19 protein-coding genes are annotated in these 20662 nt (G+C 64.9%); 15 read left to right on the forward strand and 4 right to left on the reverse strand.

The window, feature by feature from the left end:
- The first annotated feature begins 4 nt into the window (after positions 1–4).
- The 12 genes from AC066S_RS22895 to AC066S_RS22950 all read left to right on the forward strand — a co-directional run bounded on the left by AC066S_RS22895 (position 5) and on the right by AC066S_RS22950 (position 13630).
- Positions 5–709 (forward strand): NUDIX hydrolase, encoded by a 705-nt coding sequence (locus AC066S_RS22895; RefSeq protein ID WP_126255356.1) that lies wholly within the window; start codon positions 5–7, stop codon positions 707–709.
- 93 nt (positions 710–802) lie between these two features.
- Positions 803–2113 carry an ABC transporter substrate-binding protein gene (locus AC066S_RS22900; protein ID WP_126255357.1) on the forward strand — a complete coding sequence of 437 codons (1311 nt, stop codon included), beginning with the start codon at positions 803–805 and terminating at the stop codon, positions 2111–2113.
- A gap of 15 nt (positions 2114–2128) precedes the next feature.
- Positions 2129–2899, forward strand: a complete 771-nt coding sequence (locus AC066S_RS22905; RefSeq protein WP_126255358.1) for an ABC transporter ATP-binding protein — start codon at positions 2129–2131, stop codon at positions 2897–2899.
- Positions 2899–3603: an ABC transporter ATP-binding protein gene (locus AC066S_RS22910; protein ID WP_126255359.1), complete on the forward strand. Its 705-nt coding sequence runs from the start codon at positions 2899–2901 to the stop codon at positions 3601–3603. Before AC066S_RS22905 ends, AC066S_RS22910 begins: the two co-directional genes overlap by 1 nt.
- A gap of 5 nt (positions 3604–3608) precedes the next feature.
- Positions 3609–4490 (forward strand): branched-chain amino acid ABC transporter permease, encoded by an 882-nt coding sequence (locus AC066S_RS22915; RefSeq protein ID WP_126255360.1) that lies wholly within the window; start codon positions 3609–3611, stop codon positions 4488–4490.
- Positions 4487–5506 (forward strand): branched-chain amino acid ABC transporter permease, encoded by a 1020-nt coding sequence (locus AC066S_RS22920; RefSeq protein ID WP_135168542.1) that lies wholly within the window; start codon positions 4487–4489, stop codon positions 5504–5506. Before AC066S_RS22915 ends, AC066S_RS22920 begins: the two co-directional genes overlap by 4 nt.
- Positions 5466–6416, forward strand: coding sequence for a polyphosphate kinase 2 family protein (locus AC066S_RS22925; protein WP_126255362.1), 951 nt, complete (start codon positions 5466–5468; stop codon positions 6414–6416). Before AC066S_RS22920 ends, AC066S_RS22925 begins: the two co-directional genes overlap by 41 nt.
- A gap of 874 nt (positions 6417–7290) precedes the next feature.
- Entirely contained in the window at positions 7291–9624 is a 2334-nt protein-coding gene (locus AC066S_RS22930; RefSeq protein ID WP_478270676.1) for a mechanosensitive ion channel domain-containing protein, read from the forward strand.
- A gap of 104 nt (positions 9625–9728) precedes the next feature.
- Positions 9729–10730, forward strand: a complete 1002-nt coding sequence (locus tag AC066S_RS22935) for a Bug family tripartite tricarboxylate transporter substrate binding protein (RefSeq protein ID WP_126255364.1) — start codon at positions 9729–9731, stop codon at positions 10728–10730.
- A gap of 304 nt (positions 10731–11034) precedes the next feature.
- Positions 11035–12687: an NAD-dependent malic enzyme gene (locus AC066S_RS22940; RefSeq protein ID WP_126255365.1), complete on the forward strand. Its 1653-nt coding sequence runs from the start codon at positions 11035–11037 to the stop codon at positions 12685–12687.
- Between the two features lie 169 nt (positions 12688–12856).
- Positions 12857–13375, forward strand: a complete 519-nt coding sequence (locus AC066S_RS22945; protein WP_126255366.1) for a septal ring lytic transglycosylase RlpA family protein — start codon at positions 12857–12859, stop codon at positions 13373–13375.
- A gap of 99 nt (positions 13376–13474) precedes the next feature.
- Entirely contained in the window at positions 13475–13630 is a 156-nt protein-coding gene (locus AC066S_RS22950) for a hypothetical protein (protein ID WP_164718340.1), read from the forward strand.
- A 359-nt stretch (positions 13631–13989) separates the two neighbouring features.
- Here the strand turns inward: AC066S_RS22950 and AC066S_RS22955 are convergent, their stop codons facing one another.
- The 3 genes from AC066S_RS22955 to AC066S_RS22965 form a co-directional block, all read right to left on the reverse strand.
- A complete protein-coding gene (locus AC066S_RS22955) occupies positions 13990–14295 on the reverse strand; it encodes a hypothetical protein (protein WP_126255367.1) in 306 nt (101 codons plus the stop codon).
- Between the two features lie 96 nt (positions 14296–14391).
- The gene (locus tag AC066S_RS22960; RefSeq protein ID WP_135168537.1) at positions 14392–14664 is read right to left on the reverse strand and encodes a hypothetical protein; all 273 of its coding nucleotides are present in this window, start codon (positions 14662–14664) and stop codon (positions 14392–14394) included.
- Between the two features lie 130 nt (positions 14665–14794).
- The gene (locus AC066S_RS22965; protein WP_478270677.1) at positions 14795–17440 is read right to left on the reverse strand and encodes a flavin-containing monooxygenase; all 2646 of its coding nucleotides are present in this window, start codon (positions 17438–17440) and stop codon (positions 14795–14797) included.
- 229 nt (positions 17441–17669) lie between these two features.
- Here AC066S_RS22965 and AC066S_RS22970 point away from each other — a divergent pair, with 229 nt between their 5' ends.
- Positions 17670–17882: a hypothetical protein gene (locus tag AC066S_RS22970; protein ID WP_028137961.1), complete on the forward strand. Its 213-nt coding sequence runs from the start codon at positions 17670–17672 to the stop codon at positions 17880–17882.
- A gap of 76 nt (positions 17883–17958) precedes the next feature.
- Positions 17959–19416, forward strand: coding sequence for a carboxylesterase/lipase family protein (locus tag AC066S_RS22975; RefSeq protein WP_478270678.1), 1458 nt, complete (start codon positions 17959–17961; stop codon positions 19414–19416).
- A gap of 20 nt (positions 19417–19436) precedes the next feature.
- On the opposite strand, the gene AC066S_RS22980 is transcribed toward AC066S_RS22975, so the two are convergent.
- Complete coding sequence (locus AC066S_RS22980; protein WP_126255372.1) at positions 19437–19616, reverse strand: hypothetical protein; 180 nt, start codon at positions 19614–19616, stop codon at positions 19437–19439.
- Between the two features lie 154 nt (positions 19617–19770).
- Here AC066S_RS22980 and AC066S_RS22985 point away from each other — a divergent pair, with 154 nt between their 5' ends.
- Positions 19771–20565 carry a DODA-type extradiol aromatic ring-opening family dioxygenase gene (locus AC066S_RS22985; protein WP_478270679.1) on the forward strand — a complete coding sequence of 265 codons (795 nt, stop codon included), beginning with the start codon at positions 19771–19773 and terminating at the stop codon, positions 20563–20565.
- Positions 20566–20662 lie beyond the last annotated feature (97 nt).

The raw sequence follows: 20662 nt of genomic DNA on the forward strand, positions 1-20662 counted from the left end.
CCGCATGACGTCACCGATCATTCATCGCGTCACGACGCTCGATCTTGCGGTGCGGCCGATCGTCTGGCCGTTCGCCGAGGAGCGTCGTGACGAGATCGCGGCGCACTTCGTCGAGAAGCAGCGCGAGCGGCCGAAGATCTGGAACGGCCGCGTCCTGCTCGGGCGCGATCCTGTGTTCGCGGCCGGCCATTTCGCCGCGACCTATTTCGAGACCGATTTCGCAAGCTTCCTCGCCTGGCGCGACTGGGGCTTTCCCGGCGTCCCCGTGTTCAACGGTTTCGGCATGGGCGCGCTGCGCACCTCCGACGGCGCCTTCGTGATGGGCGAGATGGCGGCGCACACCGCCAACGCGGGCCGCATCTATTTCCCGTCGGGCACGCCCGATCTCGACGACGTCAGGGGCGGCACGCTGGACATTCCCGGCAGCGTCGTCCGCGAGCTCGAGGAGGAGACCGGCCTGACGGCGGCGGACTTTCGGGCCGAGCCGGACTGGCATTGCGTCGTCAGCGGTCCCACGATTGCGATGATGCAGGTGCTCAACCTGAACATGTCGGGCGACGAGGCGCGCGCCCGGATCGAAGCCAATCTCGCCCGTGAGGACGAGCCCGAATTGTCGGCCATCCATCTCGTGCGCGGGATGAGTGATCTGAAGCCGACCATGCCGCGATTTGTCACGGCCTTTGTCGAGCAGCAGCTGGCCTCGCGCTGATGCGCAAGGCTTGACATCGCTGCGCTCTGCCCATGTGATGGGGGCAAGCAAGATCAAGACGAATGCAATGCACAATCGTCCAGGGAGGTTTTGATGCGCCTGCGCATGGCTGCCCGTTTGGTACGTGGGCTGTTGGTCGCGATATCAGCGACAGGCTTGGCGGTGTCCGCCGAGGCCCAGGACAAGAAGCTCAAGATCGGCGTCATCTATGATCTGACTGGCCCGCTCGCCGGCGGCGGCTCGGAGCTGCAATATACCGGCGCAAGAATCATGCTGGATCAGTACAGCGCGAAGGATGTCGAGGGCTACAAGATCGAGGCGATCTATGCCGATGCTCAGAGCAAGCCCGACGTCGCCATCAATGAAGCGATCCGTTTGATCGAGCAGGAAAAGGTCGACATGCTGCTCGGCTTCTTTTCGTCGGCGCAGTGCGTGCCGGTAGCAGCGCGCGTCGAGCAGCTGAAGAAGTTCATGTGGATCACGACCTGCATTTCGTCCGCGGTGCTGGAGAACAAGAACTACAAGTACGTGTTTCGGCCGCAGGCCTCCGGCGATCAGTTCGGCATGATGACGATGGACTTCATCGCGCAGAACGCGAAGGAAAAGTTCGGCAAGGATCCGAAGGACCTGCGGGTTGCCATCATCCATGAGGACGGCGCCTACGGCGTCGACGTTGCCAAGGGCAATGAAGCCGGTGCCAAGAAGGCCGGGTTCAACATCGTGCTCAGGGAAGGCTATTCGGCCACGGCCCCGGATCTGTCTGCGCTGGTCACCAAGCTGAAGCGGGCCAAGCCGGATGTGGTCTTCCACACCGGCTACAATCCCGACATCACCCTGTTGCTCCGGCAAGCCCGCGAGCAAGGGCTGAAGTTTGGTGCACTGATGGGACATGGCGCCGGCTACGGGGTCTATGAGAAGCTGAAGGAAGGCCTGGGCGCCGATGTGAACTACTTCTTCAACACCGATCCGATCTCGATCTGGCTCGCCAACCAGAAGAGCATGGATCCTAAGCTGCCGCCGATCATCAAGGCGGTTGGCGAGGAGTTCGACAAGCGCAAGCCGGGCGTCGCCATCCGTTCGGCTCATGTCGGCATGGCGGCGTCCAACACCTACCTGTTCCTGACCGAAGTGCTGCCGCGAGCGATCAAGAAATATGGCGGCATAGATCCCGACTCCCTGCGCAAGGCAGCACTCGACACCGACATACCCGAAGGCGGCACCATGCTCGGCTTCGGCGTCAAATTCCACGGCGAGGGCTCGCCAATGGCCGGCCAGAACGAGCGCTCGTTCCCCGTCGTGATCCAGTACGTCGACGACAAGTCCTACGTGGTGTGGCCCAAGAGCCAAGCGCAGCGCGAGGCCGTGCTGCCGCTGCCGAAGGGCACCACCTACAGCAACCAGTAGCAGCGGAGGGCTTTGGTGCTGGAAGTCAGCGGGCTGGTGAAGCGGTTCGGCGGCTTCACTGCCGTCAACAACGTGTCGTTCCGGGTCGAGCAGGGCGAGATCCTCGGCCTGATCGGCCCCAACGGCTCGGGCAAGAGCACGATTTTCAACATGCTCTCCGGCACGCTGGCGCCGACATCGGGCTCGATCCTGTTCGGCGGCTCCGAGATCGCGGGCCTCGCCCCGCACCGGATCATCAACAGCGGCATCGGGCGGACCTTCCAGATTCCGCGTCCGTTCCGCCGTCTGACCATCTTCGAGAACGTCGCGCTCGCCGGCTTTTACGGCCAGGGCCGCCACAGCCGCGTCAAGGCCGAGGAAGCGGCCGAGCGCTCGCTCGCCATGGTCGGCCTGCCGACCGATCGCCATGCCAGCGTCGATGGTCTCGGCGCCGCCGGCCTGAAGAAGCTCGAGCTCGCCAAGGCGCTCGCCACCGCGCCAAAGCTGTTGCTCGCCGACGAGAGCCTCGGCGGCCTCGACGACGCCGAGATGGACCAGGCGGCCGACATGCTGCGCAACATCCGCGACGAGCTTGGCATCACCATCATCTGGGTCGAGCACATCATGGGCGTCTTGATGCGCGTCGTCGATCGCGTCATGGTGCTCGATCACGGCGAGAAGATCTCGGAAGGCCTGCCGAGCGCGGTCGCGGGCGATCCGCGCGTTATCGAGGTCTATCTCGGCACCGATGCCGAGACGACGCAGGCCGCGGCCGCTGAAGCGCGCCGCCGCGCGGGAGGCGCTTGATGCTGGAGCTCCGCGCCGTCAATGCCGGCTATGGTACGTTCCAGGCGCTGTTCGACGTCAGCCTCGACGTCAAGGCCGGCGAAGCCGTCGGCGTCATCGGCCCCAACGGCGCTGGCAAGACCACCTTGATGCGGGTCATCTCCGGCCTGATCCGGCCTTCGCGCGGCTCGATCAGGATGGAAGGCGTCGACGTCGTGGCGACGCCCTCGCACAAGATCGTCAGCCTCGGCATCGCCCATGTGCCGGAGAACCGCCGGCTGTTTCCGCAGCTCACGGTCGACGACAATCTCAAGATGGGTGCCTTCATGAAGGAAGCGCGCGGTCATCTTGCCGAGCGGCTCGAGGTCGTGTTCGACCTGTTCCCGCGCCTCAAGGAGCGGCGCCACCAGATGGCGGGCACCATGTCCGGCGGCGAGCAGCAGATGTGCGCGATCGGCCGCGCGCTGATGTCCAATCCAAAGCTGCTGCTGCTCGACGAGCCGTCGGCCGGCCTCGCGCCGGTCGTGGTGCAGCAGGTGTTCGAGCTGGTGAAGCGGATCCGCGCCAGCGGGCTGACGGTACTGATCGTCGAGCAGAACGTGCAGCAGGTGCTGAAAGTGGTCGACCGCGCCTATCTGATCGAGGCCGGCTCGATCCGCGCGTCCGGCACCTCGGCCGAGATGCTGGCCAGCGACACGGTCAAGGAAGCGTATCTCGGGGTGTAATGGGCATGCAGGGATTCCTCGACATCTTCGACATCTACCTGCTGGAGGCCGTGATCAACGGCATCCTGCTCGGCGGCGTGCTGGCGCTGCTCGCGCTCGGGCTCAATCTGATCTTCGGCGTCATCGACGTCACGTGGATCTGCTATGCAGAGCTCGTGATGATCGGCATGTACGGCATGTACTTCATGGTGCAGGTTTACGGCCTCAGCTATTTCGTCGCCGCGCCGCTCACCATCCTGCTGGTCGCAGTGCTTGGCGCGGCGCTGCACTACCTCGTGATCGCGCCGCTCCTGACCGCGCCGCCGATCAACCAGCTGCTCGCGACCGGCGGGGTTCTGTTCGTGCTGCAGAGCTTTGCCACCGTCGCCTTCGGCATCGACTTCCGCAATCTCGGCATCCGCCTGCCGGTGCTCGCCTTCGGCGACATGAATTTCAGCTATGCAAGGCTGCTGTCGTTCCTGGCGGCATTGGTCGGCATGGTCGCGGTCTACCTGTTCATGACGCGCACCTTCACCGGCACCGCGATCCGCGCCATCTCGCAGGACCGCCAGATCATGGCGCTGATGGGCGTCGACACCAGGCGGATCTATCTCATCACCTCCGCGCTCGGCGGCGCGCTGGCCGGGCTCGCCGCCTGCCTTCTGGTGCTGCAATATGACGTGCACCCCTTCGTCGGCCTGTCGTTCGGGCCGATCACCTTCCTCATTTGCGTGCTCGGCGGGCTCGGCAATTTCATCGGCGGCTTCATTGCTGCCTTCGTCTTTGCCGAGATCATCTCGCTCGGCGGCCTGTTCTCCGACCTCGAATGGGGCTACGTGCTTGCCTTCGCCTTCTTCATCGTCATGATGTTCATCCGGCCCGCGGGCCTCTTGGCGAGGCGCCGATGATGGGGCAGGGGCGGTTTGCAGCATGGGGGATCGGGCTGGCGGCGCTGATCGCGCTGCCTTTCGTCTATCGCGAGCCCTACCATCTGCACATCCTGGTGCTGATCCTGATCTGGTCGTTCGCCTACACCTCCTGGTCGATGATGGGACGGTTCGGCCTGGTCTCGCTCGGGCACGGCGGCTTCATGGGGATCGGCGCCTATGTCACCGCGCTGCTGTGGAATCACCTGGGCCTTTCGCCCTGGATCGGCATTCCCATCAGCATGGCCGCAGCCGGTGCGCTGGCGCTGATCGTCGGCTATCCCTGCTTCCGTTTCCGCATCACCGGGCATTATTTCGTGCTCGTGACGCTGGCGCTGTCAGGCATCGTGCTCCAGGTCATCACCGCGACGCGCGACTACACCGGCGGATCGCTGGGCTATACGCCGAACCGCACCTCGGGCAACAAGCTGCTGGCGCTGCAATTCGACGACAAGACGACCTGGTATCTGATCGCGCTCGGGGTCTGGCTGTTCGGCATCGTGATCTGGCACTGGGTCGACCGCAGCATGGCCCGCTATGCGCTGGAGGCGATCTCGGAGGACGAGGACGCAGCGGCTGCCGCCGGCGTCGACGTCACCGCAGAGAAGCTGAAGATCACGCTGCTCAGCGCCCTGATGACGGCGCTCGCGGGCGCGATCTACTGCCAGTACCAGATGTTCATCACGCCCGACACCGTCAGCGGCATCGCGGTGTCGCTGCAGATGGTGTTCGCGGCCATCGTCGGCGGCCTGTTCGTCTCGCTCGGCCCGACCTTCGGCGCCATCATCACCATCCTGCTGGCCGAGACCCTGCGCATCGGCTTCGGCACCAAGGCGGTCGGCTGGGACAATCTCGTCTACGGCGTGTTGCTCGTGCTTTTCATCATATTCCTTCCCAAGGGCATCCTTGGTAGCCTGCTCGACCGACTGAAGCCGCAACGCAAGGTGCCCCGCGCTCATGAGCAAGAAGCCGTCCAAGCCGCTCGCCCAGGAACTTGACCGCTACATCACGCCATTCCGCTATGACGGTTCGGGCAAGTTTCATCTCAAGGATCACAAGACCAGCGAGAAGGGCGATCTCGACAAGGAGTCGGCGCAGGCGATTCTCGACGCCAACAAGAAAAGGCTGACCGAGTTTCAGGAGAAGCTCTACGCCCAGGACCGCTGGTCGCTGCTGATCGTGTTCCAGGCCATGGACGCCGGCGGCAAGGATAGCGCGATCAAGGCGATCTTCGAAGGCATCAATCCGCAGGGCTGCGAGGTGCATGCGTTCAAGGCACCGAGCAGCAAGGAGCTCGACCACGATTTCCTCTGGCGCCACGTGATCGCGCTGCCCGAGCGCGGCCATATCGGCATCTTCAACCGCTCCCATTACGAGGAGTGCCTGGTGACGCGCGTGCACCCGGAGCTCCTCGCCAAGGAGAAGCTGCCGCAGAAGCTCCTCACCAAGAACATCTGGAAGGAGCGGTTCGAGGACATCTCGGCCTTCGAGCGCTATCTCTGCCGCAACGGCACCGTGGTGCTGAAGTTCTTCCTCAACGTCTCCAAGGACGAGCAGCGCGAGCGCTTCCTCGACCGGCTGCAGGATCCGGCCAAGCAGTGGAAATTCTCCATGGGCGACATTGAGGAGCGCGCGCTGTGGCCGCGCTACCAGGCGGTCTACCAGGACATCGTCCGGCACACGGCGACGTCTCATGCGCCGTGGTACGTCGTGCCGGCCGACCACAAATGGTTCGCGCGCGTCGTGATCGGCTCGGTGATCAATGCGACGCTGGAAAAGCTCGACCTGCGCTTTCCCCGCGCCGACAAGGCCTCGCTGCGGGAGTTCGACGAGGTGCGCAAGGCGCTGGAGCAGGAAGAAAAGAGGGACAATATGCGAAAATCGCGAAAACAACCCCATGCACAGTAGCCGGCAGCAGCAAGATCAATGGCTTGATGGCCATCGGGAAGGATTGCTGATCATTGCGAAATGAATTTGCTGCGTCGGGCAAAACAGACGCGCGCCGAGCTCTGCGGAACCGGCGGTTCGATTGTGATGTCTCACCCGGCTGATCCCGCTTGACAGTTTTGTGTCACAGGAGGACCATGCCGATGGTCGCAAACAAGCGACGCGCAACGTCCACCTCAAGAGCAAGGGGAGGTCTATGACACCACCTCCGCAAATCCAGCCGCGTTAAGTGCGATGGAGCTCGTTCGGACTATCGCATAGCGGCAAAAACCGCGAACGGCACGCCGGGTCAAGGTTTAGCGGGCTGCATCAGTAAGGCAGAGCCCCTACCTGCCCGGCGCTGTATTTTGAATCACATCGATAGCCCCAAACGATAGTAACGTGTCGGATGGGCATGATGAGGCCGATCGCGGTGGCCTCCTTTGACATCCTGCTTTCCTCCTCCTTCCTCCTCGCCGTCATTCCGGGCCGACGCCCGGAATGACGGAGTAATTGCATGCGGGCTACCTCTGTCCCCACGCTGTCATGGCCGGGCTTGTCCAGGCTTGTCCCGGCCATCCACGCCTTGCAGGCACGAAGAACGTGGATGGCCGGGACAAGACCGGGCATAACGACCTTCTGTAAAGTCGAGCTGCGGCAATCCCACAGAAAGACGGATTGCGTCGACGTCCACTGACGGTTCCCCCATCTTCGGATTGCGACAAATGCCAAGAGAATGTCGCCTCCAAGGCCAACTTCCGACACAGGCTGGAGGCGAATAACGGCAATCCGACATGACGCATGTGTTTCGGTGGTCCCGACGCCGCCGGCGCATGCTTTTTTTCAGGGAATCCTCGTGTCGCACAAGCTTGCCCAGGCATTCCTCGCCGTTCTCTTCCTCGCGTTCTCCTTCCCCAGCGTTCGCGCCGAGCAGGCTCAGCCCGCGACGACCAATGCCGCAGTGTTGTCGTCCGAGGAGGCCAGGCGAGCGCTTGAGACGCTCCAGGACGACAAGAAGCGCGCGCAGATGATCGATACGCTGCGCGCGATCGCCAATGCGTCCGGTCCGCAGCAGTCTGCGCCCGCGCCCGCGCAGAAGTCGCCGATCCCGCTGTCGGCCGATGGTCTCGGTGCGCAGCTCCTGCTCACGGTGTCCGAGGAGATCGGCGAGATCTCGAGCGAGATCGCCAGCGTGGCGCGGACGATCACGCATTTTCCGGCGTTCTATTACTGGATCGTGCGGACGGCCAACGATCCCGCGGCCTACAACCTTCTGATCGAGATCGCCTGGAAGCTCGCATTGGTGATCGGTTGCGCGCTGGCGGCCGAATGGGTGCTGTTCCGCCTGATCCGGCGCCCGGTCGCGTTCCTGGAGGGACGCGTGCCGCAAACCGCGCATCTGCCGGCGCAGGCCCTGCCGATTGCCGATCCGCCGTCGTCGGTCGCCGATGTCACCCCGGCGCCCGAGCTGCACAAGCGCCGCCACAGCCTTGCGCGCGTCTGGCAAATCATGCTGCGGCTGCCCCCCGTGCTCGGCCGCCTCGTCCTCGAACTACTTCCCGTTGTCGCCTTCGTGGGCGTCGCGACGGCGCTGCTCGGCACCGAGATCGGCCAGCCCACCACGGTCCGCCTCGTGATCCTCGCCGTCGTCAATGCCTACGCGTTCTCGCGCGGACTCATCTGCGTAGTTCGGGCGCTGGCAGGACCGTTCGGCCTGTTTCCGGTGCGCGCCGAGACGGCGGCCTATGTCGAGATCTGGGCGCGCCGCATCGTCGGCGTCGGCGTCTCCGGCATCGCCTTTGCCAATGTCGCGCTGCTGCTCGGCCTGCACCGCGCCGGCTATGCCGCGCTGCTGCGCATGGTGATGCTGATCGTGCACCTCTTCGTCGTCGTCATCATCCTGCAATGCCGCCGCCAGGTCGCCGAGGCCATCCGCGCGCCGGCCGACCGGCAGGGGATCGCGGCCCGCCTGCGCAACCGCGTCGCCGGCGGCTGGCATTATCTCGCCATCGCACTGGATCTCGCGCTGTGGGCGGTGTGGGCGCTCAACATCCGCAACGGCTATTCGCTGCTGCTGCAATATTTCGTCGGCACCATCGTGGTCGCCGTGATCACGCGCGTCGCCGTTATGCTGACGCTGAGCCTGATCGACCGCGGCTTCCGGATCCAGCCGGAGATTCTCCAGCGCTTTCCGGGCCTCGAGATCCGCGCCAACCGCTATCTGCCGCTGCTGCGCAAGATCGTATCCGGCGCGATCGTCTTCATCGGCCTGGTGGCGGTGCTCGAAGTCTGGGGTGTGGACGCCATCGTCTGGTTCTACGGCGGCCAGATCGGCAGCCGGCTGATCTCCGCCCTGGTGACGATCGGCCTCGCCGTGTTCATCGCGGCCGCGATTTGGGAAGCCAGCAACGCGCTGCTGGACCGCCAGATCAACACGCTGTCGCGCGATGGGCACTATGCCCGCGCCGCGCGTCTGCGCACCTTTCAGCCGATGCTGCGCACCGCGCTGCTCTGCCTGATCGCCACGATCGTCGGCCTCACCACGCTGAGCGAGATCGGCGTCAATGTCGCGCCGCTGCTGGCAGGCGCCGGCATCGTCGGCATCGCCATCGGCTTCGGATCGCAGAAGCTGGTGCAGGACCTCATCACCGGCCTGTTCCTGCTGCTGGAGAACACGGTGCAGGTCGGCGACAATGTCAGCGTCTCCGGGCTCTCGGGCGTCGTCGAGAACGTCTCGATCCGCACCATCCGCCTGCGCGCGGGCGACGGCGCGGTGCACATCGTGCCGTTCAGCGCGGTCACGACCATCACCAATGCCAGCCGCGGCGCCGGCAACGCCTCGGTCAGCGTCAACGTCGCCTACAAGGAAGACACCGACCGTGCCGGCCAGATCCTCAAGGACATCGTCGACGAGATGCGCCGCGAACCCGAATTCCGCGCGCTGATCCGCGGCGACCTCGAGCTGTGGGGCATCGACAAGGTGGACGGCGCCATGGTGTCGATCGTCGGCCAGATCCGCTGCACCGAGGCGGGGCGCTGGCCGGTCCAGCGCGAATTCAACCGCCGCATGAAGCTCCGCTTCCAGCAGCACGGCATCGACGTCGCATCCGCCACCCAGACCATCCTGATGCATATCGCGCCGCCGGCAGATGCCGCGGCCAATCTGACGCCGCGGCGGGCCGCGGGTTAGTCGCTCCTGCGGAAATTTCCGGCTTGCCTCCATCCGGCCGGCAGCGTTCACTCCGCCTCCAGCCCGCTGCCAACATGCGGGCGGCAAGAGACTGGGAGAGAACAATGCGGGGGCTGTTGTGGGCCGGATTGCGCGGCGTTGCGATCGTCGTGGGCGCGTTGATGGGATGTGCGGCCTGGTCTGCCCAAGCCAACGCCCAGCCGTTTCCGTCGCGTCCGATCACGCTCATCGTGCCGTTCGCGGCGGGCGGCCCGACCGATACGCTGGCGCGGATCCTGTCGGAGCGGATTGCCGCCGAGCTGCGCACCAATGTCGTGGTCGAGAACGTCGCCGGTGCCTCCGGCAGCATTGCCGGCGCCCGCGTCGCCCGCGCGACACCTGACGGCACCACGATCACGATCGGTCATTGGGGCACGCATGTGCTGAACGGAGCGATCCTCAAGCTGCCTTATGACGTCGTGAGCGACTTCGAACCGGTCGCAATGATCGCGATGGGCACGCAACTCATCGTCGGTCGGACGTCGCTCGAGGCGAACGATCTCAAGGGGCTGATCGCCTGGCTGAAGGCCAATTCCGGCAAGGCCACTGCGGGGACCTCAGGGGCGGGCACAGGAGCCCACGTCGCCGCCGTCTTCTTCAAGGACAAGACCGGCACCGACTTCCAGTTCGTGCCCTATCGCGGTGCAGGGCCCGCCATGATCGATCTCGTCGCCGGGCAGATCGACATCATGTTCGACCAGGCGGCGAACTCGCTGGCACACGTCAAGAGCGGCGCGATCAAGGCGTTCGCCGTGACATCGCCGACCAGGCTTGCCTCCGCTCCCGACATTCCCACCGTCGACGAGGCGGGCCTGCCTGGGCTCTATATTTCCTATTGGCACGGCATCTGGGCACCGAAGAACACGCCGAAGGAGATCGTTGCCAAGCTCAACGCAGCCGTCGTCGCCGTGCTTGCCGAGGCCGCGGTCAAGCGGCGCTTTGCCGAACTGGGGCAGGAGATACCACCGCCCGACCAGCAGACGCCCGCGGCGCTCGCGGCTTTTCAGCAGGCCGAGACCGAGAAATGGTGGCCGATCGTGAAGGCGGCCAACATCAAGGCGGAATAGCTGCGCGCGGCGCCACAAGCACTTTTCCTCATCCTGAGGAGGCCGCGCAGCGGCCGTCTCGAAGGATGGCCGCGGGCGAGATCTCGGCCTTCATGGTTCGAGACGCGCGTACCGCGCTCCTCACCATGAGGAGAGAGAGCTGCCTTGCCGCGTTAACTTTTGCTCCCGCGACTGCTACTCGTTCGCGACGATCTCGCTGCGGTGCGAGATCACAATCGACGCCTCGGTCTCTACGTCCTTGATCTCAATGGAGCACTGGCCGACAATGTCCGCTGGTTCAATGTGAAGCTCCTTGGGGGAATTCGTGAATAGACCTGCTCGGGTCGTTGCCCAATCGACGTCGTCAAATCCGCCGCAAGGCATGGCGCTGCTGCGCGATCCCCTGCTCAACAAGGGCACCGCCTTCACGGAATCCGAGCGCGCCGCACTCGGCCTGCGCGGCCTGCTGCCGCCTTGCGTGCTGACGATGGAGACGCAGGCGCAGCGCGTCCTCACCAATCTGCGCACGCTGCCGACCGATCTGGAGAAATATGTCGCGCTGAACGCGCTGCATGACCGCAACGAGGCGCTGTTCTTCCGCGTCGTCGTCGACCATATCGACGAGATCCAGCCGATCATCTACACGCCGACGGTCGGGCTCGCCTGCCAGAAATACGGCCTGATCTTCCAGCGGCCGCGCGGCATGTTCATATCCTCGCGCGATCGCGGCCAGATCGCCGAGCTCTTGAAGAACTGGCCCTATCAGGCCAAGCTGATCGTCGTCACCGACGGCGAGCGCATTCTGGGGCTTGGCGATCTCGGCGCCAACGGCATGGGCATTCCGGTCGGAAAGCTCTCGCTCTATTCGGCCTGCGCCGGCGTGCATCCGGAAGCGTGCCTGCCGATCGTGCTCGACGTCGGCACCAACAACGAAGAGCTCTTGAACGATCCCTATTATCTCGGCTTGCGCGAGCGGCGGCTGACGGGCGAAGCCTATGACAGCTTCGTCGATGAGTTCATGCAGGCTGCGCGAAAGACCTTTCCGGGCGTGCTGATCCAGTTCGAGGATTTCGCCAATCATTCGGCGTTCAAGCTGCTGCACAAATATCGCGACGAAGCCTGCGTCTTCAACGACGACATCCAGGGCACCGCGGCGGTGGCGCTGGCCGGCCTGTTCTCGGCCTTGCGAATCTCCGGCGGCAAGCTCAGGGATCAGCGCATCCTGTTCCTCGGCGCGGGCGAGGCGGCGACCGGCATTGCCGATCTCGTGGTGTCGGCGATGATGGCGGAGGGCGCTTCCGAAGCGGACGCGCTCCGGCGCAATTGGCTGGTGGATTCCCGCGGCCTTGTCGTCAGCGGACGCGAAGGTCTCTCCGGCCACAAGCTGCGCTATGCGCATGCCGGCCAGGCGCCGATCTCCGACTTCCTCACCGCGATCAAGACGCTAAAGCCGACGGCGATCATCGGCGTCGCCGCGGTCGGCGGCGCCTTCACGCCCGAGGTGCTCAAGACCATGGCCGAGCTCAACGAACAGCCGATCGTGTTCGCGCTCTCCAACCCGACCTCGAAGGCGGAATGCTCGGCCGAGGATGCCTATCGCTACACCGAGGGCCGCGCGCTGTTCGCCTGCGGCAGCCCGTACGATCCGGTCAAGCTCAACGGTCGCAGCTTCGTGCCGCGCCAGGGCAATAATTCCTACATTTTCCCCGGTGTCGGCCTCGGCGTTATCGCCAGCGGCTCGAAGCTGGTGACCGACGAGATGTTCATGGCGGCAGCCCATACGCTTGCCGATTGCGTCGGCAAGGAGGATCTTGCGCAGGGCAGCCTCTATCCGGCGTTGCCGCGCATTCGCGAGGTCTCGGTCCGCATCGCCGCGGCCGTTGCCGACGTCGCCTATCAGCGTGGGCTGGCGGCCGGACCGGCGCCCAACGACGTCAAGGCCCTGGTCCAATCCCAGATGTACGAGCCGCACTACTGAGGCACCGGATTGGCCGGTCCCTGTGGGGCCTGTCCCGATTCAGGACGCGTCAGTGTGGTGGAATCGTCACAGCCGGCGCGAAATGGCGGCGGCCCCACGCCTGCTTTTGTTCCGACAAGGTTCTGCCCTCATTGCCGGCCGAAAATCGCGCCCGTTCGGAGGGCGTACCATGTCTCGCATTGCACGTGCCGAAACTTCCCGGATTTCCTTCGCAACCTCGAGCCGGCTGTTGCTTGCCATCGCCGGCGCCGCCTCGCTTGCCGCCTGCGCGCAAGCGCCGGTCGGCCGCCAGAAGGCCGATCTCGCCGGCGCCAGCCGGCAGGCCGCGGTCGAGCGCCCGCACCGTGTGGCGGCGCTGCATCCACGCCCGATCAGCCGGGCGCGCGTTCCCCACGGTGACGCAAAGCAGACCGCTTCGCACGGCATTGCCAGCTTCTATTCGGATACGGAGACCGCGAGCGGCGAGAGGTTCGACAGGAACGAGTTGACCGCGGCGCATCCCACCCTTCCGTTCGGCACCAAGTTGCGCGTCACCGATACCAATTCCGGCCGCTTCGTCACGGTCAGGGTGAACGATCGCGGGCCCTATGTTCGCGGACGCGTGGTCGACATTACCCCGTCTGCGGCCGAGGCGCTCGGCATGGTCGACAAGGGCATCACCAACGTTCGGCTCGAGGTCGTGCAATAGGGGCTCACGAGACAAGGCGGCGCGCGCTTAACCGGGTGTTAGCGGCTTCTCGAGCACCATGTATGTCCAAGCAATTTGGGGCAGTTGGGAGAGGGACGCTTGAACACGATCCAGTATCTTGAAGATCAGGCCGCGCGCGCCGAGCGTCTCGCCAGACGGATCACGGATACGCTGACGATCGAAAAGCTCCTTGCCTTCGCCGACGAACGCCGCCGCGAGATCGAGGTCATCGCCGGCAAGTACCGGCGCGCCTAAAGCATGATCCGGAAAAGTGCGCAGCGGTTTTCCGAAAAGATCATGCTTGAATAACAATAAAGCGCGATGACGATTCTCCTGATCGCATCGCGCTTAGACCCTTCACAGATCCATGCCCTGAGCGCATTCGTGCTTCCTGCGAAGCGCGGAACTTGTTCTCGTCTCCCGCGTCATCTGGCCAGGAGAGAGAGGAGGACAGTATGGGTTTTGGACGAGGTGCTTTGCTGTGGTTGCTTGGCGTGCCGCTGCCGATCGTTCTGCTGCTGGCGTTGTTCTGGGATCACTAAGGTGACTACACTGTACGAAAAGCGCCGCGGCAGCGGCGCTTTTCGTTGCCGCGCAAATCGGCGCAACGCGGCTCAGGAATGGCTTTCCACGAAGTCGCTGAGATAATCAGGCAGCTCTATTCCGTCGATGTCGCAGCGCGCACGGATCTCGCCGGCGACGTCGGTCGAGATGTCCTTCATCCAATGCTCGAGCGTGTTGAAGGAGATCACCTTGATGGGGTCGTTGAAGCAGCCAGCGACGAGCTCGCCGATCGTGGCTTCGAGGTCGTTGCGTTCGATGCGGATTTCGGTCTTCTCATCGCGGCGATCGACCACCACGAACAAGGTTTGGTCCGCCCCGTAAGGTACGATCGATGGTGATGCGCCAGCTTCAAGCATCCTCAGGCACTCGCGACTTGGCTTACGACTTGGCTTCCGATCCCCGTTAACGGGAAAAACCGGAAGAAGGTTCCTGCGCGATTTCGTGAAGTGCCGTCAGAGAAACTCTCGGAGGCGCCAGAGCTCGATGACGTGCTCGGCCGAGAGCACCTCGGTGACGAGCGGCGGCTGCGCCATTGTGCGGATCTCATAGAGGTGACGGGTCGCCACCGGCTTGCCCATGAACGCCGAGATGCAATCGTCGAGCGTGCCTTCGATAACCTGATACGGCTGCCGGTCCGGCTGACGCTGATTGGCCAGCGACGGCCATTTATTCAGCACCGCAAGCGCACCGAAGTCGACCTTTGACTCTCCGACAACGTCCCCCATCGTCCCGCCTCACGCAAAAAACGCCCCAGCACGCGGATTTGCGTGCCGGGGCCTGCACCTGTCGCTGCATCTCAATGCCACAACGCCACAATGCAGCAGCCGCGAAAAGGTTCCCGGTCGCCTTGCCTGATCAGCTTGCCGCCGCCGCGATCTTGTGCCCCGGGCTGGCCTGGCCGGCGAAGCGACGCAAGGCCTCCGCCATCTGCACCCGGCCCGGCACCCCCGTGATCACCACGTCGACCATGGTGAAGGAGGAGTGGAAATGGCCGTGCGCCTTCAGCTGCTCGACCGGGACGCCTGCGGCCGCCATCGCCTCGGCATAGGCGATTCCCTCGTCGCGCAACGGATCGAATTCGCAGGTCACCACGAAGGCGGGCGGCAGGCCAGCGACCTTGCCGCGCAGCGGCGAGACGCGCGGATCGGTACGGTCGGCCGGCGAGCAGTAGAGGTCCCAGAACCAGTACATCAGCGAGCGCGTCAGGAAGTAGCCGGTCGCATTGTCGTTGTAGGAGGGACGATCGAAGCTGCAATCGGTGACCGGGCAGATCAGGAGCTGGCCGGCGATCGCGGGCCCGCCGCGGTCGCGCGCGAGCTGGCAGGTGACGGCAGCGACGTTGCCGCCGGCGCTCCAGCCGGCGACCAGCACCGGGCCCGCTCTGCCGCCGAGCTCTTCGGCGTGCTCGGCGATCCAGCGCGTTGCCGCATAGCCGTCTTCGGCCGCGGTCGGGAAGCGATGCTCCGGCGCGTGACGATAGCCGACGCTGACGAACATCATGCCGGTCCGCCGCACCATGTCGCGGCAGAACGGCTCGTCCGACTGCTCGTCGCCGAGCACCCAGCCGCCGCCGTGGAAATACACCACGACCGGATGCGGTCCCGGCGTTGCCGGCTTGTAGACGCGGTAAGGCAGCGCACCGCCCGTGACGGGCAGGGTGCCGTCGACGATGTCGCCGATCGGCCGTCCCGCAGGCCGGGCCTTGTTGAACTCGTTCACGAACGCGCGGGCGCCTTCCGCGCCCATCGACTCGATCGGCGGCAGGTTCAGCGACGCCAGCAGGTTGAGCACCAGCCGCACGTCCGGCTGCAGCCGCACCACCTCGCCGTCATTGCACTGCGCGGCGCCGTTCGGGCCGGTGAGGTTGAAGCCGAGCATGCCGCGGCTGACCACCTCGTCGCAGATGCTGCGATAGGGGCCGACGCCGCCGGTATAGGGCATCAGGCCCTGCACCTTGCCCGGCACGTTGGCGCCCGTGTACCAGGTGTTGGCGAGCCGGTGCAGCGTCAGCATCGAACAGTCGGCCATGTGCCTGTTCCAGCCGGCCTGCGCTGTCTCGGTCGGCTCGATCGTGGTGAAGCCGGCATCGCGCAGCGCAGCCAGGCGGTCGACCACCCAGTCGACATGCTGCTCGATCGACACCGCCATGTTCGACAGCACCGACGGGCTGCCGGGGCCGGTGATCATGAAGAAGTTCGGAAAGCCCGCGACGGTGAGCCCGAGATAGGTCTGCGGTCCCTGTGCCCAGACGTCGGTGAGCGACTTGCCGCCGCGCCCGGTGATCGGATGCACGGCGCGGATCGCGCCGGTCATGGCGTCGAACCCGGTCGCGAACACGATGACGTCGAGGTCGAAGCTGCGCTTGTCGGTCGCGATTCCGCTCGCCGTGATCGCCTTGATCGGTTCCTGGCGCAGGTTGACCAGTGTGACGTTGGGCCGGTTGTAGGTGGCGTAATAGTTGGTATCGAGGCAGGGGCGCTTGGCGCCGAAGGGATGGTCGTGCGGCGTGAGTGCGGCAGCGGTCTCGGGGTCCTTCACGGCCGCGCGGATCTTCTCGCGGATGAGGTCCTGGACGATCTTGTTGCCGTCGATGTCGATGGCCTGGTCGGCCCAGAGCTGGGTCAGGATGTGGACGAGGTCGCCGGCTGCCCAGGCACGTTCGAACCGCTCACGACGTTCGGCATCGCTCAATTGCCAGCTCACGACCGTCTGCTGCGGATAGGGCACGCCGGCCATCGACTGGCGCGCCTGCTCGCGATAGGCGGCGCGGTCGCTTTGCAGCAGGCTCATGCGGTCCGACGGCGCCGGGCCGTTATGCGCGGGCAGCGCGAAGTTCGGCGTGCGCTGGAACACGGTCAGATGCGCAGCCTGCTCGGCGATCAGCGGGATCGACTGGATCGCCGAGGAGCCGGTGCCGATCACGGCGACGCGCTTGCCCGCGAGATCGACGCCGCCATGCGGCCAGCGTCCGGTGAAATAGACCTCGCCCTTGAAATCCTTGACGCCGTCGATCTCCGGCGGCTTTGGCGCCGAGAGGCAGCCGGTGGCCATGATGTAATGGCGGCAGGAGACCGGTTCGCCATTGTCGGTGGTGAGCAGCCAGCGCTCCGCCGTCTCGTCCCATCTGGCTTCGGTGACCTTGGTCTTGAAGCGGATGTCGCGCCTGAGATCGTAGCGGTCGGCGACGAAGCCGAGATAGCGCAGGATTTCGGGCTGGGTCGCGTATTTCTCCGACCAGGTCCAGGCGGTCTCGAGCTCGGGATCGAAGGTGTAGCTGTAGTCGATGGTCTGGATGTCGCAGCGCGCGCCGGGATAGCGGTTCCAATACCAGGTGCCGCCGACGTCGCCGGCCTCTTCGAGGGCGACGGCCGAGAAGCCGGCCTCGCGCAGGCGGTGCAGGAGATAGAGGCCGGCAAAGCCGGCGCCGACCACGGCGACATCGACCCGCTGGGCGGTTCCGCGTTCCTCGGAGGCACGTGTAGCGACCAGTGCGTCAGACATGGCATTTCCTCCCGTATGTGTCGTTTTGCCGGCAGGCTATCGCTGCAGGTTCAGCTTGTCATCAGAGCAAGTGCAATCTTCGGTGGTCGTTTGCGGCGGCATCGTGGCCGCGCGCTGTTCGCAGGCTACACGCATCGCGATGCACAATGACCGTGATTACCCGGGCTAATCATGCCCGATCCGTCTGTGTATGCTTGCGGTTACAAGCCATGCGTAGCGACCGAGCGTCATGCCAGAGTTGAGTGAGCGGACCAAAGCGAACATGGACGTCGTCCTGGAGCAGACGTGCCGGCAATTGCCGCATGGCGGCGATCACGACAGCCGCAGATTCATCGCCGAACGCCTGATCGAGGCCGCGCAGGCCGGCCACTCCACGCTCGGCGAGCTCGGCATCGTCGCACGGCGCGCGCTGGCGGAGATTCTCGCAAAGCGCGGTGAGTGAGCCGCGAGGCTTGCCTCCCGGCGCGCCGCGGACATAACCTCACGGGACCCCGTCTGCGCATCGAAATGCCCAGAAGATGCGATCCGTGCTTGCGCTCATTGCGGCTTCCGCATTCCTTTGGCTTGCCGGCTCGGCCATGGCTCAGCCGGCCGGACAGTTTCCATTCGCGCTGACGCGCGAAGGACAGATGCTCGGCGCCGTCGAAGGCGAGGTGGCGTCGTTCAAGGGACTGGCCTACGCGGCGCCGCCGGTCGGCGCGTTGCGCTGGCGTTCGCCGCAGCCGACGCACGAAAGCTCGGAGATGCACACCGCCTACGCGTACGGCGCGCCGTGCCTTCAGCCGGCACTGCCCGAGGCAAGCGAGGATTGCCTCACGCTGAACGTGTTTCGTCCGTTCGGGGTCGACGGCCCGCTGCCGGTGATGATGTTCATTCATGGCGGCGGCTTCGTCAGCGGCACCGCGAACGAGCTGCTGTTCGACGGTGCCAGGCTGGCGCAGGCCGGCCTCATCGTCGTGACCGCCAATTATCGCCTCGGCGCGCTCGGCTGGCTCGTTGATCCCGCGTCGTCGGGCGGTTCGGGCAATTACGGCCTGATGGACCAGATCGCCGCGCTGCATTGGGTCCGCGACAACATCGCGGCCTTCGGCGGCGATCGAGACAACGTCACCTTGTTCGGCAGCGGCGCCGGCGCGACGTCGATCGCGCTCCTGATGCTGTCTGCGCAAGCGCGCGGTCTGTTCCAGAAGGCCATTCTGCAATCGATCCCCGCCCGCGCGCATCTGCGCTCGGTGCAGGAGGCGGAGGCTGTCGGCCGGCAGTTCGTGGCCGCGCTTGGTTCGCTGGCGGATTTGCGCGGCGTCGAACCGCGACGCCTGCTGGCCGCCCAAAGCCGTCTGTTGCAGACCTCGCGTCGCAGCTTCGCGCCGATGAGGGATGGAAGTCTGGTGACCGAGGATATTGCCGCCGGCTTTGCGGCCGGGCATCAAAGCCGTATTCCCCTGATCATCGGCTCGAACGACGACGAGACGGATTTCGACAGCGAGTTCGATATCAAGGAGGAGGTCGCATCGTCAGGCATCAGCAGCGATGAGCTGCGCGAGCTCTATCCCGGTCTCGCCGGGCCTTCAGAGCTTGCGCCAAGGTTCTATACCGACAAGATCTTTTCCGAGCCCGCACGATTGCTTGCCCGCCTGCATGCCGCAGGCGGCGCAGCGACCTTTCGCTATCGCTTCGCCTATGTGCCGGAGGCCCGGCGGGCCAGTCCCGAAGGCGGGCACGGGCGCGAGTTGCAGTTCATTTTCGGTGCGGAAGGCGTGCCGGGAGCGGGCATCTTCTCGCGGGGCGATCGCAAGCTCGCAAGCCGCATGCGATCCTATTGGATCAACTTCGCCAGGAGCGGCGATCCCAACGGTCCAGATCTTCCGCATTGGGACGCGGAGGCCGGCCGCGATCGCCTGTTGCTGATGACGAACGACGGCGTCGCGAGCGGCGACGATCCCTTGGCGGAGCGTCTGGACCGGCTCGCGCGCTAGCGCGATAAAATGAAGTGGACTTAAGCCGCGAGCTCGACGCGCGGGGCGGGCGTCAGCCGGTCTTCCTCCAGATAATCCATCGCGCCGTCCTTCTCGACGGCGTAGAATTGCTGGCCTTCCCGCGACTTGAAGGCGGCGCGCACGATGCCGCGGCGGCCCTTGTCGCTGTTGACGACGTCCCCCAGCGCAAACTTCCTCATCTCACGTCTCACTTGTCTTCAGGCCGACTGCTTCGGCCCCGCTTGAGATTTTGGGCGGCAAATCGTTAACGACTTGCTAACCATGCCGGTTTGCCTATGCTCGCCGCCGGTCGCGCCGGCACTGGCGCGCGCATTTTGCCGATGAGACGAGCCCATGACGCGATTTCCGACGCTCTTCCTCTCGCATGGCGGCGGTCCCTGGCCGTTCATGGAGGACAGGCGGGTGCAATATGCCAAGACCGCCGCGGAGTTCGGCCGGCTGCCGCAGCTGCTCCCCGAAAGGCCGAAGGCCGTGCTCGTCATCACCGGCCATTGGGAGGCCGACGCCTTCACCGTGTCGACCTCGGCGCATCCGCCGATGGTGTACGATTATTACGGTTTCCCCGAGCATACCTATCATCTCAAATATCCGGCGCCGGGCAGGCCCGAACTCGCCGCGCAAGTGAAGTCGCAGCTGACGCGTGCCGGCCTCGATTGCCGGGAAGACCCCAATCAGGGTTTTGATCACGGCACCTTCGTGCCGCTCGGCTTGATGTATCCGAACGCCGACATGCCGATCGTGCTGCTCTCGCTGAAGTCTGCGTACGATGCGGCCGAGCACATCAAGGCCGGCGAGGCGATCGCCTCGCTCCGCGACGAAGGCATCCTGATCGTCGGCAGCGGCCTGACCTATCACAACATGCGCGGCTTCAACCGGCCGGAGTCCAAGCCCGTCTCCTACGATTTCGAGGCCTATCTGAACGAGGCGATCAGCAACCCGGATCCGGCCCGCCGCAACGCCATGCTGGTCGATTGGGAGAATGCACCGAGCGCGCGCCTGGCGCATCCGCGCGAAGACCATCTGCTGCCGCTGATGGTGGCCGCCGGCGCCGCCGGCAGCGACGTCGGCAGGCGCGTCTTCGTCGACGAAGTCGGGGGCGTGGCGATGGCGTCGTATGTGTTTGGGTGACTTCGTAGGGTGGATTAGCGAAGCGTAATCCACCATCGGGCCGCAATTGAGGTGGCGGATTACGCCTTCGGCTAATCCACCCTACGCAGCAACAACC

The sequence above is a fragment of the Bradyrhizobium sp. CFUWI genome (assembly GCF_056429085.1).